Source organism: Streptococcus sp. sy010 (genome assembly GCF_007859175.1).
Taxonomy (GTDB): Bacteria; Bacillota; Bacilli; order Lactobacillales; family Streptococcaceae; genus Streptococcus.
Map to the genome: position 1 here is coordinate 117,526 of NZ_VOHO01000003.1, position 17,442 is coordinate 134,967.

16 protein-coding genes and 1 other annotated feature are annotated in these 17,442 nt (G+C 37.8%); of the genes, 13 read left to right on the plus strand and 3 right to left on the minus strand.

What is annotated here, in order from left to right:
* The first annotated feature begins 1 nt into the window (after window position 1).
* Window positions 2-712 carry a purine-nucleoside phosphorylase gene (gene deoD, locus FRX51_RS03910; protein WP_146496024.1) on the plus strand — a complete coding sequence of 237 codons (711 nt, stop codon included), beginning with the start codon at window positions 2-4 and terminating at the stop codon, window positions 710-712.
* Between the two features lie 80 nt (window positions 713-792).
* Here deoD and FRX51_RS03915 read toward each other — a convergent pair whose 3' ends face one another.
* Window positions 793-2,979 carry an LTA synthase family protein gene (locus FRX51_RS03915; protein ID WP_146496026.1) on the minus strand — a complete coding sequence of 729 codons (2,187 nt, stop codon included), beginning with the start codon at window positions 2,977-2,979 and terminating at the stop codon, window positions 793-795.
* Window positions 2,980-3,271: 292 nt separating this feature from the next.
* Between FRX51_RS03915 and tuf the strand changes: the two genes are divergently transcribed.
* The gene (gene tuf, locus FRX51_RS03920; protein ID WP_146461598.1) at window positions 3,272-4,468 is read left to right on the plus strand and encodes an elongation factor Tu; all 1,197 of its coding nucleotides are present in this window, start codon (window positions 3,272-3,274) and stop codon (window positions 4,466-4,468) included.
* A gap of 153 nt (window positions 4,469-4,621) precedes the next feature.
* Here the strand turns inward: tuf and FRX51_RS03925 are convergent, their stop codons facing one another.
* On the minus strand, window positions 4,622-5,254 hold the full coding sequence (locus FRX51_RS03925) for a DUF3862 domain-containing protein (protein ID WP_146496028.1): 633 nt from the start codon (window positions 5,252-5,254) through the stop codon (window positions 4,622-4,624).
* A gap of 246 nt (window positions 5,255-5,500) precedes the next feature.
* Between FRX51_RS03925 and purB the strand changes: the two genes are divergently transcribed.
* From purB to FRX51_RS03945, 4 genes are all read left to right on the plus strand, one after another.
* Entirely contained in the window at window positions 5,501-6,802 is a 1,302-nt protein-coding gene (purB, locus tag FRX51_RS03930; protein ID WP_146496030.1) for an adenylosuccinate lyase, read from the plus strand.
* A 156-nt stretch (window positions 6,803-6,958) separates the two neighbouring features.
* On the plus strand, window positions 6,959-10,402 hold the full coding sequence (locus tag FRX51_RS03935) for an SH3 domain-containing protein (RefSeq protein WP_146496032.1): 3,444 nt from the start codon (window positions 6,959-6,961) through the stop codon (window positions 10,400-10,402).
* 121 nt (window positions 10,403-10,523) lie between these two features.
* Window positions 10,524-11,774: a peptidase T gene (gene pepT, locus FRX51_RS03940; protein ID WP_146496034.1), complete on the plus strand. Its 1,251-nt coding sequence runs from the start codon at window positions 10,524-10,526 to the stop codon at window positions 11,772-11,774.
* Between the two features lie 27 nt (window positions 11,775-11,801).
* Window positions 11,802-12,287, plus strand: coding sequence for an EbsA family protein (locus FRX51_RS03945; protein ID WP_146496036.1), 486 nt, complete (start codon window positions 11,802-11,804; stop codon window positions 12,285-12,287).
* On the opposite strand, the gene FRX51_RS03950 is transcribed toward FRX51_RS03945, so the two are convergent.
* Window positions 12,277-12,471, minus strand: coding sequence for a ferredoxin (locus tag FRX51_RS03950; protein ID WP_146496038.1), 195 nt, complete (start codon window positions 12,469-12,471; stop codon window positions 12,277-12,279). The two genes, FRX51_RS03945 and FRX51_RS03950, sit on opposite strands and share 11 nt — an antisense overlap.
* A gap of 42 nt (window positions 12,472-12,513) precedes the next feature.
* Between FRX51_RS03950 and FRX51_RS03955 the strand changes: the two genes are divergently transcribed.
* The 7 genes from FRX51_RS03955 (at window position 12,514) to FRX51_RS03985 (ending at window position 17,368) form a co-directional block, all read left to right on the plus strand.
* Window positions 12,514-13,104, plus strand: a complete 591-nt coding sequence (locus FRX51_RS03955) for an SAG1386/EF1546 family surface-associated protein (RefSeq protein ID WP_146496040.1) — start codon at window positions 12,514-12,516, stop codon at window positions 13,102-13,104.
* 8 nt (window positions 13,105-13,112) lie between these two features.
* The gene (cmk, locus tag FRX51_RS03960) at window positions 13,113-13,793 is read left to right on the plus strand and encodes a (d)CMP kinase (RefSeq protein ID WP_146496042.1); all 681 of its coding nucleotides are present in this window, start codon (window positions 13,113-13,115) and stop codon (window positions 13,791-13,793) included.
* Between the two features lie 23 nt (window positions 13,794-13,816).
* Window positions 13,817-13,943, plus strand: a sequence feature (ribosomal protein L20 leader region).
* Between the two features lie 14 nt (window positions 13,944-13,957).
* Window positions 13,958-14,488 (plus strand): translation initiation factor IF-3, encoded by a 531-nt coding sequence (gene infC, locus FRX51_RS03965; RefSeq protein ID WP_146496044.1) that lies wholly within the window; start codon window positions 13,958-13,960, stop codon window positions 14,486-14,488.
* 36 nt (window positions 14,489-14,524) lie between these two features.
* A complete protein-coding gene (gene rpmI / locus FRX51_RS03970; protein WP_003025048.1) occupies window positions 14,525-14,725 on the plus strand; it encodes a 50S ribosomal protein L35 in 201 nt (66 codons plus the stop codon).
* Window positions 14,726-14,773: 48 nt separating this feature from the next.
* The gene (gene rplT / locus FRX51_RS03975; RefSeq protein WP_146496046.1) at window positions 14,774-15,133 is read left to right on the plus strand and encodes a 50S ribosomal protein L20; all 360 of its coding nucleotides are present in this window, start codon (window positions 14,774-14,776) and stop codon (window positions 15,131-15,133) included.
* 95 nt (window positions 15,134-15,228) lie between these two features.
* Window positions 15,229-16,692: an amidase gene (locus FRX51_RS03980; RefSeq protein ID WP_146496117.1), complete on the plus strand. Its 1,464-nt coding sequence runs from the start codon at window positions 15,229-15,231 to the stop codon at window positions 16,690-16,692.
* 10 nt (window positions 16,693-16,702) lie between these two features.
* Entirely contained in the window at window positions 16,703-17,368 is a 666-nt protein-coding gene (locus tag FRX51_RS03985; RefSeq protein WP_146496048.1) for an amino acid ABC transporter permease, read from the plus strand.
* The last annotated feature ends 74 nt before the right edge of the window (window positions 17,369-17,442 follow it).

The window sequence follows — 17,442 nt, forward strand, 5'->3', positions numbered from 1 at the left end:
TATGTCAATTCATATTGGTGCCCAAAAGGGTGAAATTGCAGATAAAATTTTGTTGCCAGGAGATCCTTTGCGTGCTAAATTTATTGCAGAGAATTTTTTGGAAGATGCGGTGTGTTTCAATGAAATTCGTGGTATGCTAGGTTATACAGGAACTTATAAAGGCCATCGTGTCAGCGTTATGGGGACAGGTATGGGAATGCCTTCAATTTCTATTTACGCCAATGAGTTGATTTCTTTCTATGACGTTAAGAAATTGATTCGTGTGGGTACTGCAGGTTCTTTGAATAAGGATGTGCGTGTCCGTGATTTAGTATTGGCTCAAGCTGCTGCAACGACATCTGCTATTATTCGTAATGATTGGCCAGAGTACGATTTCCCACAAATTGCAGATTTTGATTTGTTGGATAAGGCTTATCATATTGCTAAAGATTTGGGCATGACAACTCATGTTGGTAGCGTCTTGTCTGCTGATTTGTTCTATTCTGATTTGGGTGAGAAAAATCTTAAATTAGGTAGTATGGGTGTTAAGGCTGTTGAGATGGAAGCGGCCGCGCTCTACTACTTAGGTGCTAAACATAATGTACAAACTTTAGCTTTGATGACGATTTCTGATAGTTTGATTGATCCATCTCAAGATACCACAGCAGAAGAACGCCAAACTAGCTTTACTGATATGATGACAGTTGGGCTAGAAACCTTAATTGCAGAGTAAATAAAAAAGAGCTTATTTTAGCTCTTTTTTAATAAAATTATCCCATTCACTTTAAGTGATGGGATATTTTATTAACGTAATTAAGGACTCTCCACTTGAGTATCTATGCTACTTTCTTCAATTAGTTCGGTTGAAGAAGTTGCCGTGAGACTAGCTAAGGTTTCTTGAATTTTGAGATAGCTTGGTGCCTGATAAAGCGAAGTAGTTGATTTATTACTGTTGGTACTATAAAGGCTAGTCGATTTATTCCCCATACTCTTCTCAATAGCTTTCAAAGCGTCTAAAGATTTTGTATAAGAAATAGTTGATGTATCAACAGGTTCGATACCACTATCTTTATAGAAACGAAGTAGGTCACCGGTCTGAATGCTGTCGCTGATGCTGAGTTGTAGCTTAGTGGCTTCTTTAATCGCATTAACAGCTTCCAAGGTGCTTTCGTCAGGATTAGTAATTTCTTCTCCCGTTTCTGTTTTGTACAATTTACCAGAATAGCTGGTGTAGTCTGGTGTAACAAAATTACCTGAAGTACGGAAGGTCACAATTTGTTGGTTATCTGGTGAGAGTAAATCTTGTCCTAGTTGGATAAAGTTACGACTGTCAATTCCTAAAACATGTAAGAGAGTGGGAAGGGCGTCAATTTCTCCACCGAAAGTGGAACTGACAAAGCCTTTGTCCATCCCGGGAATATGAATCATATATGGCACACGTTGCAACATGGCATTATCATAGTCTGTCCAAGTTTCTGAATTTTTGTCTAACAATGGAGCTAAGTCTGGATTTCTTGAATTTGAAATCCCATAATGATCGCCATACATGACAATAATGGAATTATCATAAAGTCCAGATGCTTTCAGATAGTTGAAGAACGCTTCTAAGGCAGAATCTAAATAATTCGCAGTAGCAAAATAGCCATTTATGGTTTCATCATCTGTCTTAGCAAGTGGAAATCCCTTTTCATCACCAGTTAGATTTTGATATGGGTAATGGTTAGATACTGTGATAAATTTAGTATAAAATGGTTGCTGCATTCGTTCGAGATATTTGATTGAATCGGCAAACATAACCTTGTCGTTGAGTCCGTATTGGAAAGAATTATCTTTTGTAGGTTTGGACATATAAGACTGGTCGAAGAAGTAGTTGTAGCCCAGTTGTTTATAAACATTATTTCGATTCCAGAACGTTCCATTATTACCATGGAAGACAGCACTGGTATAACCTTCCAAGTCAGCTAAAATTTGTGGTGCAGCTTGTTGTGTATTGTCGCCACCATATTGGACAAAGAAGGAACCTTGATTAAGTCCGAAAAGTGAGGTTTCGATTAGCGTTTCTGAATCAGATGTTTTACCAGCTTTAACCTGATGGAAAAAATTAGCAAAAGAAAAGGTCTGATTAGAGTTGTAAAGTGAGTTAATAAAAGGAGTGACTTCATACTCTTTCTCGTCAACTTTTAGCTGATAGTTGATAAGAAATTGTTGAAAACTTTCTAAATGAATCACAATCACATTACGTCCTTGGGCAATCCCATAATAATCAGGATTGGCTGCAACGGCATGTTGATTAACATATTCTTTAACTTCTTCAATTTTTTCAGGTTTAGCTTCCGAACGAACCTTTTGAGTTTGATAAGTCTGATTGCCATCATAACCTAAGAAAGCAGGCAATCCTAAAGCACGAACAACATAGGTGTTAGAAAAGCCACGTGAGAGTAGTTCAGGACGATCAATTTCAGCCAAAAAAAGATTGACAGAAAAAAGCATAACAGAGAGTGAGGTAACCGCAAAACTCGCCTGTTTAGCAAAAGGCCTAGTATCTTTTTTAATTAGTTGTTTTCTAAATAAATAAACTAAAATGAAAATATCTAAGACATAAAACAAATCCCAAGGGCGAAGTAGGTTGATGGCTGAACTTCCTAGTCCAGCAGAAACCTTGGAACTGGCCATGGCAGTTGTAATGGTAATAAAATCAGAAAACTCTCGAAAATAAATAGCATTAGCAATCAAGATCATGTTCAAGATGGCATAAAGTAGGTATTCAAGAGTATAAAAAAGTTTAGTATTTTTTATATAAAGTGCTAGTCCTAAAAATAGCAGACCAACAGGAATCGGATTGATAAAGGTTAAAAAGAGTTGGTAGAAGTTTTCCAATCCCAAGTTAAAATCAATCTGATAGGCCCACATGCTTTTAATCCAATAAAAGATTAAGAGGGTTAAGACAAATCCGAGACGGGTACTAATAATTTTCAAAAGTGTTTGTAATTGTTTCTTCACAACAAGACGTCCTCGTTATAATTTCCTAATCTTATAAGTAAATCTCTTTCTCATCATTATACCATAATTTCATACTAATCCTAAACAGATAAGCTAAATAGAGTATTCTTCAGTGAGAAAAAGGCCAGATAAGGCTAGGCTTTTCTATTAAAAGACCAAAGGGCTAAAAAATCAATAAAAATAGTATAAAATACTTGCAATTCTGCTACAATTTGATAAAATAGTGGAGTAAAGTTAGACTGTATTGTACCGTCTATCTATAAAATATATTTTATTGGAGGCTTTTCCTAAAATGGCAAAAGAAAAATACGATCGTAGTAAACCCCACGTTAACATTGGTACAATTGGACACGTTGACCACGGTAAAACTACTTTGACAGCAGCTATCACAACTGTTCTTGCACGTCGCTTGCCAAGTTCAGTTAACCAACCAAAAGACTATGCGTCTATCGATGCTGCTCCAGAAGAGCGCGAGCGCGGAATCACAATCAACACTGCACACGTTGAGTATGAAACTGAGTCTCGTCACTATGCGCATATTGATGCCCCAGGACATGCTGACTACGTTAAAAACATGATCACTGGTGCGGCTCAAATGGACGGAGCTATCCTTGTAGTAGCTTCTACTGATGGACCAATGCCACAAACTCGTGAGCACATCCTTCTTTCACGCCAAGTAGGTGTTAAACACCTTATCGTCTTCATGAACAAAGTTGACCTTGTTGATGATGAAGAATTGCTTGAGTTGGTTGAAATGGAAATCCGTGATCTTCTTTCAGAATACGACTTCCCAGGTGATGATCTACCAGTTATCCAAGGTTCAGCTCTTAAAGCTCTTGAAGGTGACTCAGCATTTGAAGATATCATCATGGAATTGATGAACACTGTTGATGAGTACATTCCAGAACCAGAACGTGATACTGACAAACCACTTCTTCTTCCAGTCGAGGACGTATTCTCAATCACTGGTCGTGGTACAGTAGCTTCAGGACGTATCGACCGTGGTACTGTTCGTGTCAACGATGAAATCGAAATCGTTGGTATCAAAGAAGAAACGACTAAAGCAGTTGTTACTGGTGTTGAAATGTTCCGTAAACAACTTGACGAAGGTCTTGCAGGAGATAACGTTGGTGTTCTTCTTCGTGGTGTTCAACGTGATGAAATTGAACGTGGACAAGTTATCTCTAAACCAGGTTCAATCAACCCACATACTAAATTTAAGGGTGAAGTTTACATCCTTACTAAAGAAGAAGGTGGACGTCATACGCCATTCTTCAACAACTACCGTCCACAATTCTACTTCCGTACAACTGACGTAACAGGTTCTATCGAACTTCCAGCAGGTACAGAAATGGTTATGCCAGGTGATAACGTGACAATCGACGTTGAGTTGATCCACCCAATCGCCGTAGAACAAGGTACTACATTCTCTATCCGTGAGGGTGGACGTACTGTTGGTTCAGGTATCGTTTCAGAAATCGAAGCTTAAGAAATTAAGTTCCCAAAGACAATTAGAGTCAGACAACTATAATTGTAACCAGCAGATTATTCTGCTGGTTTTTTGTTTATCACAGATGATTTTATTGGCATCAGAATACAAAAACTCCTAGAGAAAAGTTCTCTAGGAGCTGAATAAATGATATTAATCAGTCATATCTGTCTGTTCTTTTTGAGCAACACTATCATCAGTAAAGACGAGAAAGGCATTAGCGGCAGGATCACTCCCCTTGATATTTGAGAACCAAGTGGCTCCAACACTTTTAGAACCAAGGACTTTAGATTCGGTATAAATATCTGGTTCTCCCCATACTGCAACAACATCAGCATAGCTAGTTCCTAAAGCTAATTCGTTGAAATTAGTCAGCCCGATATTGCTGTCACGTTTGAAAAGAAATCCAGTAATAGCTTTATTAACGACTTTTCCATCAACAAAGGCAACAGAAATTGTGACATCACCATCTGTCCAAGTTAGGTTTTCAGCAGTGACACCATTTATTTCAGTAGTATTCGTAGCTTTGGCTTCACCAAGTAAGTTTTTTACTTCTTCAAGACTTTGTCCCCCATCGCCAGCATTAGAAGAGTCTCCCACCAGGATGCTGTCAAATTTTTGACGCAGTTCAGTATTGACAACGAGTTCTTGACTAGAGCTTGTTGGTTGTTCAGAAGAGCTAATGGTTTCAACGATAGGTGTTTGGCTATTGCTTGATTGTTGGCGACAAGCAGCTAGGCTGATCATGGATAAGAGTGTCAGACCTAACAGAGATATTTTTTTCATAGTTACTGTTACACTTTCTAAATAAGATAAGATGACTATTTAAAGTTAGTCATTTTCTTTATAGACTAGTATATCATAAATTCTGGACATTTGACGGTCTAGCTAGTAAAGATACTGACTTTTAATGCCTAGTAATAAACTGTTGCCAGTTCATTATAATTCAGAATTATATATTATTTTGTGAGATTAGAATTTTTAGCAGTGATATGATAAAATGAGAGGAACTAATCAGAAAGGTAAGAGAAGATGTTAGACCGTTATACTCGTTCAGAGATGAAAATGATTTGGAGTGAGGAAAATAAATATCAAGCTTGGCTAGAAGTTGAACTTTTGGCGGCAGAAGCTTGGGCAGAATTAGGAGAGATTCCTAAAGAAGATATCAAGCAACTCAGACAAAAGGCAACATTTGATATAAAACGTATTTTAGAAATTGAAGAAGAAACACGTCATGACGTGGTTGCTTTTACACGAGCTGTGTCAGAAAGTTTGGGAGAAGAAAGTAAGTGGATTCATTATGGTTTAACATCAACTGATGTCGTTGACACGGCTTATGGTTATCTTTATAAACAAGCTAATGACATTATTCGTAAAGATTTAATTAACTTTATTGATATTATTGCAGATAAGGCACGCGAGCATAAATTCACCATTATGATGGGACGTACTCATGGAGTCCATGCGGAACCAACAACTTTTGGTCTAAAACTTGCAACTTGGTACAGTGAGATGAAACGTCAGCAAGCGCGTTTTGAACGAGCGGCTAGAGGGATTGAAGCGGGGAAGATTTCAGGAGCTGTGGGTAATTTTGCTAATATTCCCATGTTTGTTGAGGATTATGTGTGCCAAAAATTAGGAATTCAACCACAAGATATTTCGACTCAAGTGCTACCTCGTGATTTGCATGCTGATTATTTTGCTGCTTTAGCAGGTATTGCGACCTCGATTGAGCGTATGGCAACGGAAATTCGAGGTCTTCAAAAGTCTGAACAACGTGAAGTGGAGGAATTTTTTGCTAAGGGACAAAAAGGTAGCTCTGCCATGCCCCACAAACGTAATCCGATTGGTTCGGAAAACATGACAGGTTTGGCACGAGTTGTTCGTGGTCACATGATGACAGCCTATGAAAATGTTGTTTTGTGGCATGAACGAGATATTTCTCACTCGTCAGCTGAGCGTATTATTGCTCCAGATACAACCATTTTAATCAACTATATGCTTAATCGTTTTGCGAATATTGTTAAAAACTTGACAGTTTTCCCAGATAATATGAAACGTAATATGGAGTCAACTTTTGGTTTAATTTATAGTCAGCGTGTTTTATTAGCCTTGATTGATAAAGGAATGACTAGAGAGGAAGCTTATGATTTAGTCCAACCCAAGACTGCTTACGCTTGGGATCATCAAGTGTCATTTAAGTCGTTATTGGAATCAGATAACAAGATTACTAGTCTATTAAATCAGCAAACATTAGATGACTTGTTTGATCCGAGTTACTACACGAAACGTGTCAATGCCATTTTTGAGCGTTTAGGTTTGACTAGTAAATAATATTGTCAAATTTTTTAGAAGTGGCGCCATTGATTTGAAAAATATTACGAATAAATAGATAGAAGTTGATTTAACAAGCATGTTAAATCTTTGTATCAAAATTGTAATTATTTTTTGGTAAAATTTCAAACAAATATTTAAATATAGGAGATTTTAATGAGAAACCGTCAAGAAACTAGCCAAAAGTTCAGTATTAAAAAATTTAAATTTGGTGCGGCATCTGTTTTAATCGGTGTGGTTTTTGCCTCTTTTACAGGCACTGCTCAAGCTGACACAGAAACGGTGTCTAGTGGAGAAACCTTGAATGTCCAATCTGAAGCTTCACAAAGTGTAGAAGCAAGTACTCAGGCATTGGATAGCTCACAAAGTGACTCAGTTGTGACAAGTATCGAAGTTGAATCAACGACAACTGTTCAAGTCGAAACGACAACTTCTGAAGCAGTAGAAAAAGAGTCGACCATTGATACTTCAGTAAGTCCTACCATCGTTAGTAATCCAGCTAGTGAAAACACGACTCCAACGATGACAACAGTTGAAGAAACTGCTTCTGCGTCACAAGGGAATTATGCTGTGACTAATAAGGTTGTTTACTTGGACGCAGGTCATGGTGGTGTAGATCCAGGGGCAGTTTATAATGGAACTAAGGAAGCTGATTTAACCTTATCCATTTATCAATTAGTTAAAAATCAATTAGAAGATGCAGGTTATGTTGTGGAATCGTCAAGAACCTCAGCTGCATCTGTTGGTCTGTTGGAACGTTCTGCAGATGCTAATGATACGAATTCAGATATCTTTGTTAGTATTCATATCAATGCTTCGGCAACTCCATCAACTGCGGGAGTGGAAACTTACTGGTATGCTCCAGATTCTAATTATCCATCTCAGATGAATTCTCGTTATCATGTTGATGTTGAGCGTTTGAAACGAAGTGCCTATTTAGCTGAATCTATTCAAGCGGCGACTGTTTCTAAAACAGGGGCTAATGATCGTGGTGTGCAAAGAGAAACCTTTGCGGTTTTAAGAGAAACAACAGCACCGGCAGTTCTCGTTGAAGTGGGCTATTTGTCAAATCCTTCTGAACGTGCTAAATTGGTTACCGATTCTTATCAACAAGAAGTAGCTTCTGCTATTGTGGAAGGAATTCTGAATTATTATCAAAATTATAATCAAGGTGGTCAAGCAGCGACGTCATCTAAAAACGTCTCAAATAGTTCGACATCTAATGTCACCAATACGACACCAACAAAAGTTCCATCAAGTAGTCTCTCATCAAGTGGGACTTATGAATTTAAAACACGCACAGGTGTTAAAAATGAAGCGAAGTTGTCAAGTGAAGATTTGGCATATTATGAAGTAGGTCAAACAGTTAATTATGATAAGGTAGTGTCATCAGAAGGTTATAACTGGTTGAGCTATGTTTCTTATAGTGGTAATCGTCGTTATGTCCCAGTAGAGAAAGTGTCATCATCAAGTACTAGCCCATCTACTGCAACGACACCAAGTTCTTCAACAACACCGGTTAAGACGGATTCTGCTAAGGTAGAAACATCACAATCAGCTACAAGTAATCTATCATCAAGTGGAACTTATGAATTTAAAACACGCACAGGTGTTAAAAATGAAGCGAAGTTGTCAAGTGAAGATTTGGCATATTATGAAGTAGGTCAAACAGTTAATTATGATAAGGTAGTGTCATCAGAAGGTTATAACTGGTTGAGCTATGTTTCTTATAGTGGTAATCGTCGTTATGTCCCAGTAGAGAAAGTGTCATCATCAAGTACTAGCCCATCTACTGCCACGACACCAAGTTCTTCAACAACACCAGTTAAGACGGATTCCGCTAAGGTAGAAACATCACAATCAGCTGCAAGCAATCTATCATCAAGTGGAACTTATGAATTTAAAACACGCACAGGTGTTAAAAATGAAGCGAAGTTGTCAAGTGAAGATTTGGCATATTATGAAGTAGGTCAAACGGTTAACTACGATAAGGTAGTGTCGTCAGAAGGTTACAACTGGTTGAGCTACGTTTCTTACAGTGGTAATCGTCGTTATGTCCCAGTAGAGAAAGTGTCATCATCAAGTACTACCCCATCTACTGCCACGACACCAAGTTCTTCAACAACACCGGTTAAGATGGATTCCGCTAAGATAGAAACATCACAATCAGCTGCAAGTAATCTATCATCAAGTGGGACTTATGAATTTAAAACACGCACAGGTGTTAAAAATGAAGCGAAGCTATCAAGTGATAATTTAGCCTATTATGAAGTAGGTCAAACGGTTAACTATGATAAGGTAGTGTCATCAGAAGGTTATAACTGGTTGAGTTATGTTTCTTATAGTGGTAATCGTCGTTATGTCCCAGTAGAGAAAGTGTCATCATCAAGTACTACCCCATCTGCTGCCACGACACCAAGTTCAACAACACCGGTTAAGACGGATTCCGCTAAGGTAGAAACATCACAATCAGCTGCAAGCAATCTATCATCAAGTGGAACTTATGAATTTAAAACACGCACAGGTGTTAAAAATGAAGCGAAGTTGTCAAGTGAAGATTTGGCATATTATGAAGTAGGTCAGACGGTTAACTATGATAAGGTAGTGTCATCAGAAGGTTATAACTGGTTGAGCTATGTTTCTTACAGTGGTAATCGTCGTTATGTCCCAGTAGAAAAAATAGAGGAAAAAACAAGTGTTGCTACTAGTTCAACGTCAAGCAATACTTTACCTGAGACAAATGCGGCTGCTGAAATTAAAGAAACTGTCAAAGCAGAAAATGGTTACACAACACGTATTCGTTATCAAGGAACGGGTGTTTACAAAGTTAGTATTGATAACATTGATGCTCGTAAAGGAACTGTTAAAATGGCAGTTTGGTCAGAAGAAAATAGCCAAGATGACATTCGTTGGTATGACTTGACGACAACCAATACTACTGCTGAAGCTAAATTTGACGTTACTAATCACGTTGGAACTGGTCGCTATCAAATCCATCTTTATCAAAATGAAGCTGGAACAATGAATTTTCTGTCGGCAGTTAGTCAAGAAGTAAAACGTAATAATTTTGACGCACCATATTATTCACAGCGTGATGCTCGTTGGGCAAATAAGCAATATGGTCTGTCTAATATGGATGCGACAGGGTGTGTGCCTACAGTCTTGAGTATGGTATTTTCAGGTTTGACAGGTGAAGACATTAAACCAACAACAGTTGCAGACTATCTCTATAAGGAAACAGTTGCTTTCAATAAATTAGAATTAGGTACAGATGCAACAGGTATTATCTTGGCTGCTGAAAAATGGAATATGGATGCAACACCTTTGAAAACACAAGCGGATATTGAAGAAGCTTTGAAAGAGGGACACTATGTTCTAGCAGCTGTTCAAGGATCGCCGTTTGTTCGTGTTTATGGTAGTTTGAGTCATGAGTTACTTTTGGCAGGTTACGATAATGGTAAAACTTATGTTCGTGATCCATATACACCAAGCTTAAATGGTTGGCATTCTTTGAGTAATATCTTCACACAACAAAGTAAATTTGCGTCAGATATTGTAGGAATTGGTAAACCATTTGTGAAAATTACCGATCGATTGTAATTTCTAAAAGAAAAGAAGTCTGCTAGTCAGACTTCTTTTTGTTTTGAAATAAACTTAAATTTTCATATCTTTTCTAGAAGATTTGCTATATAATAGGAATAGTGATAAATGGAGGTTGTTAATGAAGGAAGAATTATTAAATCGTTTTTTAACCTATGTCAGTTATAATACTAGGAGTAATCCTGATAGTCAAACCACTCCTTCCACTCAAAGTCAGGTTAACTTTGCTCTGACTGCTTTAAAACCAGAGATGGAAAAAATCGGCTTGGTCAATGTTCATTACTTAGAAAGTAATGGCTATATTGTTGGAACTTTACCTGCTAATTCATCAGATTTTAAGTATAAAATTGGCTTCATTGCCCATATAGACACAGCTGACTTTAATGCTGAGGGTGTAAAGCCGCAAGTTATTGAAAACTATGATGGGACAGCAATTGCTCTTGGTGAGAGTGGTTATACTCTTGACCCAGTAGAATTTCCTAATTTAGCTAATTATTTAGGACAAACGTTAATCACAACAGATGGAACAACCTTATTGGGTAGTGATGATAAATCTGGTATTGCTGAAATTATGACAGCAATGGCTTATCTACAAGCTCATCCCGAGATTCCCCACGGTGAAATTCGTGTTGGTTTTGGTCCAGACGAAGAAATTGGTATTGGGGCAGATAAGTTTGATGTGGCAGATTTTGATGTCGATTTTGCTTATACGGTTGATGGTGGTCCTTTAGGTGAATTACAGTATGAAACCTTTAGTGCTGCTGCAGCTCAAGTAACTTTTTTGGGACGCAATGTTCATCCAGGAACAGCTAAAGGAAGTATGATCAATGCGCTACAATTAGCTATTGATTTTCATGAAAAATTACCAGCTAGTGATCGGCCAGAATTGACAGAAGGCTACGAGGGATTTTATCATCTCATGGATTTATCAGGTAATGTGGAAGAAAGTCATAGTTCTTATATCATTCGTGATTTTGATGCCACCATTTTTGAAGAACGTAAGGCCTTAATGTTAGCTTTGGCAAAAGAGATGAACGACCAATTAGGTAGCGAACGGGTCTTGGTTGAATTAAAGGATCAGTATTATAACATGCGTCAAGTGATTGAAAAAGATATGACACCAGTACATTTAGCTAAGGCAGTGATGGAAGATTTAGCGATTGAGCCAGTTATTGAGCCAATTCGTGGTGGAACAGATGGCTCTAAAATATCCTTTATGGGAATTCCGACTCCCAATATTTTTGCTGGTGGAGAGAATATGCATGGACGATTTGAGTTTGTTAGTTTAGAAACCATGCTGCAGGCCGTTCAAGTGATTGTTGGAATTGCGAGTTTTGATTTGACAAGAGTAGAAAAGTCGAAAAAAGTGTGATAAAATAAAGATTAAGGAGGGTTCGACATGATTACACTATTTGGTAAAAATAGGTATCATTGGCAGCCAGAATTGTCTTGGTTCATTAGTTATTGGTCAATTGCCATTACACCGATTTTTCTTAGTTTGGCCTTGGTTTATGAACATACTAGGATACCACGCAACATTTTTATTTTATTTACTTTGTTTGTGGTTTTGGTTGGTCTAGGGTTTCATCGTTATTTTGTGATAGAAGGTGCTTATCTAAGGATTGTTTCACTCAATCTTTTTAGACCTTATCGGGTAGCGATTGCAGATATTGAAAAAATTCAAGTGACCAAATCAACCTTGACCTTGATTTTCAAAAATCAAAAAAAACGCTGTTTTAGTATGCGGAAATGGCCTAAAAAATATTTTTTAGATGAATTAGCACTTCAAGAAGATTTTCAAGGAGAGGTGGAATTGGTAGATAATTTTATCAATCTCGATTACTTTGAACTTTATAAGTATGATAAAAAAGCACTTAATCAATGATCAGTGCTTTGGTTGGACAAGATTTGACAGCCAAAAGGGTATCAGAACGATTTGCTAGCTCTTGATTTAGCTCGTCAGTATGGGCGAATTTAACAATGCCATCGTCATGGTAGTCAAAAACGTCAGAATAAGTTTGGCAAAGGCCACATGCGATACATTTTTCTGGAATTAGTGATACTTTCATAGTATTATTGTAATATGAATTTTAAAAAATAACAAGGGGGACATGGTAGTGAAAAAACCGTGGGAACAAAAAGTTGATGAAAAGAAAGTCGATAAAGTCGCACGTTCAAAAAAAGGAGCTTTGATTAGCACGCCAATTTTGACTATTTTACTTAGTATCTTTTTCTTCATTGTCGTTGCGATTTTATTTATCGTTTTTTATACGTCAAATGGTGGTAGTGATGAAGCCAAAGCTACGCAAGGTTTTTATGGGGCGTCATCAGTTTCAAGTGAAAGCTCATCTAAATCATCATCTACTGAAGTAACTTCTTCAAGCTCATCAAGTACGTCAGAAACAACAAGTAGTTCTAAAAAGACTAAATCAAGCTCTAGTTCGCAGGAATCAAGTAGTGAAATCGAAAGCGAAGTAGATTATTATAGTCAAGAATATGTTGCAGAAAGTCAAGTTGAAGAATATTATGTGAGCTCATCGGAAGTTGCAACACAAACGATCACAGTTTTAGCTGGTGAAGGAGCTGGCTCAATTGCTGCTCGTGCAGGTATTTCAGTAGCTCAACTAGAAGCACTTAATCCAGGTCACATGACTCGTGGTTACTGGTATGCGAATCCTGGCGATGTTGTTTATGTAAATTAGTGGTGATCATGAAACAAATAACTATTGCAATAGATGGTCCAGCTTCAAGTGGAAAAAGTACCGTTGCCAAAATTGTTGCTGATAAATTAGGTTACACCTATCTTGATACTGGAGCTATGTATCGTTCTGTTACTTATCTAGCTTTGCAGCATGCTCTTTCAGAGGAAGACGTAGAAGAATTGGTTAAATTAGTTGATCAATATCCTATTTCCTTTTCTTTAGCAGAAGATGGAAGCCAGCTTGTCTTTTTGGGAGAACAAAATGTTACAGATGCCATTCGTCAAAATGATGTGACGGCTAATGTATCATGGGTTGCAGCTCTGCCGCAAGTTCGAGAAAAATTGGTTAAAGAACAACAACGCATTGCAAAAACAGGTGCTATTATCATGGATGGTCGTGATATTGGGACAGTGGTTTTACCAAATGCTGAGTTGAAAATATTTTTAAATGCTTCAGTTGAAGAGAGAGCAGAACGACGTTACAAGGAAAACCAAGCCAAAGGCATTGAAGCAGACTTAGAGCGTTTGAAACAAGCTATTGCAGATCGTGATTATAAAGATAGTCACCGTAAGGTTTCTCCTTTGAAAGCGGCAGATGATGCCATTACTTTTGATACCACTGGTGTATCAATTGATAGTGTTGTTGCATTTATTTTAGAAAAAGTAACTGAAATTATTGACAAGCAATGATTAGTATGATAGAATACTAATAATGAGAAAAGCAGAAGTGAGAACTTCTCGCCTTGCGACTAACGTTGTCTGGCTCTACATGTCAAGTTTCAGTGATGAAATACAAGATGTAGTGCGGACTTAGTGATAGGTCCGCATTTGTTTTTCTCTAAAAAAGTAAAGAGGTGAAGAACATAGCTAAAAAGGATTTGTTCATCAACGATGAAATTCGTGTCCGCGAAGTTCGTCTCATCGGTCTTGAGGGAGAACAATTAGGAATTAAACCGTTATCAGAAGCTCAAGCTTTGGCTGATAATGCGAATGTTGATTTGGTTTTAATTCAACCTCAAGCAACACCACCTGTTGCTAAAATCATGGATTATGGCAAATTCAAGTTTGAATATCAAAAGAAACAAAAGGAACAACGTAAAAAACAAAGCGTTGTGACGGTCAAAGAGGTTCGTCTGAGTCCTGTTATTGACAAGGGAGATTTTGAAACCAAACTTAGAAATGGTCGTAAGTTCATTGAAAAGGGGCATAAGGTCAAGGTATCTATTCGTTTTAGAGGACGAATGATTACACATAAGGAAATTGGAGCTAAGGTCTTGGCAGACTTTGCTGAAGCGACACAAGACATTGCCATCATCGAGCAACGTGCAAAGATGGATGGTCGTCAGATGTTCATGCACCTTGCACCAATTCCTGAAAAGAAATAGGGGAAACCCGTAGTTTATCAAAAGGAGAAATTTATCATGCCAAAACAAAAAACACACCGTGCATCAGCTAAACGTTTCAAACGTACAGGTTCAGGCGGTCTTAAACGCTTCCGTGCATACACTTCTCACCGTTTCCACGGAAAAACTAAGAAACAACGTCGTCATCTTCGTAAAGCAGCTATGGTGCATTCAGGAGATTTCAAACGTATTAAAGCAATGTTGACTGGTCTTAAATAAGATAGTCGCTAAGAAGTAGATTAACAGAATTTTTGGAGGAAACAATAAATGGCACGTGTTAAAGGTGGCGTTGTATCACGCAAACGTCGTAAACGTATTTTAAAATTAGCTAAAGGTTATTACGGAGCTAAGCATATCTTGTTCCGCACAGCGAAAGAACAAGTAATGAACTCTTACTACTATGCTTACCGTGATCGCCGTCAAAAGAAACGTGATTTCCGTAAACTTTGGATCACTCGTATCAATGCGGCTGCTCGTATGAACGGTTTGTCATACTCACAATTGATGCATGGTTTGAAATTGGCTGAAATCGAAGTAAACCGTAAAATGCTTGCTGATTTGGCAGTTAATGATGCAGCAGCTTTCACAGCTCTTGCAGAGGCTGCTAAAGCAAAACTTGGTAAATAATCTAAGTCTAAAAGAAGCTAACTCGTCTAGCTTCTTTTTTATTTATATTTTTTAGGTTATAATAGACAATGAAAGCGGTAAGGAGAGTAGCTATGTTGGAAAAAATGGACGCGACAGGTTTGGCAGAAAAAGTCAGATTAAAGGAAATATCACCTAGAGAATTGGTTGAGTATTCGATTGATAAAATAGAAAAATTGAATCCAAGCCTTAATGCTGTGACGAGTAAACGTTATGAAAAGGCTTTATTTGAAGCAGAAACTCGAGATTTCACGAATAAAGCATTTGCGGGTGTTCCTATTTTGTTGAAGGATTTGGGTCAAGAACAGGCGGATGAGCCATCTAGTTCAGGGTCTAAATTATTTGTGAATTACCGTGCTAAACTATCGGATAACTACGTCAAAGGATTGGAAAATCTAGGTTTCGTGATTCTGGGTCGTACCAATACGCCTGAATTTGGTTTTAAGAATATCAGTGACAGTCAGTTTAATGGCCGAGTTAATTTGCCTATGGATTTGTCACGCAATGCAGGTGGTTCTAGTGGTGGTGCTGGGGCAGCAGTGGCTTCTGGTATGGTGCCTTTGGCAGGTGCTAGTGACGGTGGTGGGTCGATTAGGATTCCAGCGTCTTTTAATGGTTTGATTGGTTTGAAAACCAGTCGAGGTCGTATTCCTGTTGGCCCATCATCTTTTCGTGGTTGGCAAGGTTTGTCTGTTAATTTTGCTTTAACCAAGTCAGTGAGAGATACCAAGCGTTTATTGGCTGGCTTACAAGTTTGTCAATTAGATAGTCCCTTTCCTTTGCCACTTCTTAGTCAAGACAGTCTGAACAGTTCATTTCCTAAAGGTTTAAAAATTGCCGTACAGAAAAACTCACCTGTTCATAGTTCAGTGTCAGATTCTGCCAAAAAGGCAGTTGATAAGCTTGCCCATTTTTTAGCTACTCAAGGTCACGAGGTAGTAGAACTGGATAATCTTCCAGTTGATGGGCTTGAAGCCATTAGCAGTTATTATGTCATGAATAGTGTTGAAACGGCAGCTATGTTTGATGATATTGAAATGTTATTAGGGCGTTCAGTGACCAAGTCTGATATGGAATTGATGACGTGGGCGATTTATCAAACAGGTAAAGGAGTTAAAGCCAAAGATTATAGTAAGCTGATTCAGCTTTGGGATCGCTACACTTATTTGATGGAAGAGTTTCATCAAGAATATGATCTAATTATTTCTCCAGCAACGGCTGATGTGGCTCCTAAGCATAATCAGTTAGATTTATCAGAAAGCTTAATAGAATCTTTGAACCATATTACTGACTATAATCAAAAACAACAGGAAGAGTTGATTGTGGAGATGTTTGCTCCTAGTTTAGCCTTAACGCCATTTAACCAGTTGTCAAATATTACAGGACAACCGTCGATTAGTCTGCCAGTTTATCGAACAGCTTCAGGTTTGCCTTTGGGTGTACAGGTTACTGCTGCTAAGGGAAGAGAGGACTTACTTTTGGCGTTAGCCCAGTTGTTAGAGGATCGAGAACTTTTATGTTATAGCAATGAGATAAAATAGGGAGAAATAGATGACGAAATTTATTGATATACCCTTGATGATAGATAGTTTCAGTTTTGTCATTAGTGGCTTACCTTATACTCTAGGAATTGCAGGTCTTGGTTTTATTTGTGGTTTAATCCTAGGTTGTTTCATTGCTTTGATGCGCTTGTCAGATAAAGCTTACTGGTCATGGCCAGCTCGTATATTTGTTTCAATCATGCGAGGAGTGCCCATGATTGTGGTTTTATTTGTTCTCTATTTTGGGTTACCCTATTACAATATTCAATTATCTGCTTTGACTTGTTCTTTGATTGGTTTTAGCGTGGTTTCTTCTGCTTATATATCTGAAATTTTTCGCTCTGCGATTAGTGCAGTTAATAAAGGTCAATGGGAGGCTGCAACAGCCCTAGGTTTACCAAAAGCCAAAGTGATTCGCTATATTATCCTTCCTCAAGCCATTCGTATTGCCATTCCACCGTTGGGAAATGTGATGATTGATCTGGTTAAAAGTTCTTCCTTGGTCGCCATGATTACAGTACCTGATATTTTTCAAAATGCCAAGATTATCGGTGGTTCCAAATGGGATTATATGTCTATGTATATCCTAGTCGCTATCATTTACTGGTCTTTGAGTTTCTTATTAGAATGTGGTCAAGGCATTTTAGAAAAACGGCTAAAATTAGACCGTTCTTAGTATCCATCACCTTGAGTTTGAGAAAAAACTTTCAAGTCTGTTAAATTTATGATAGAATAGAGAATGTAAATAAA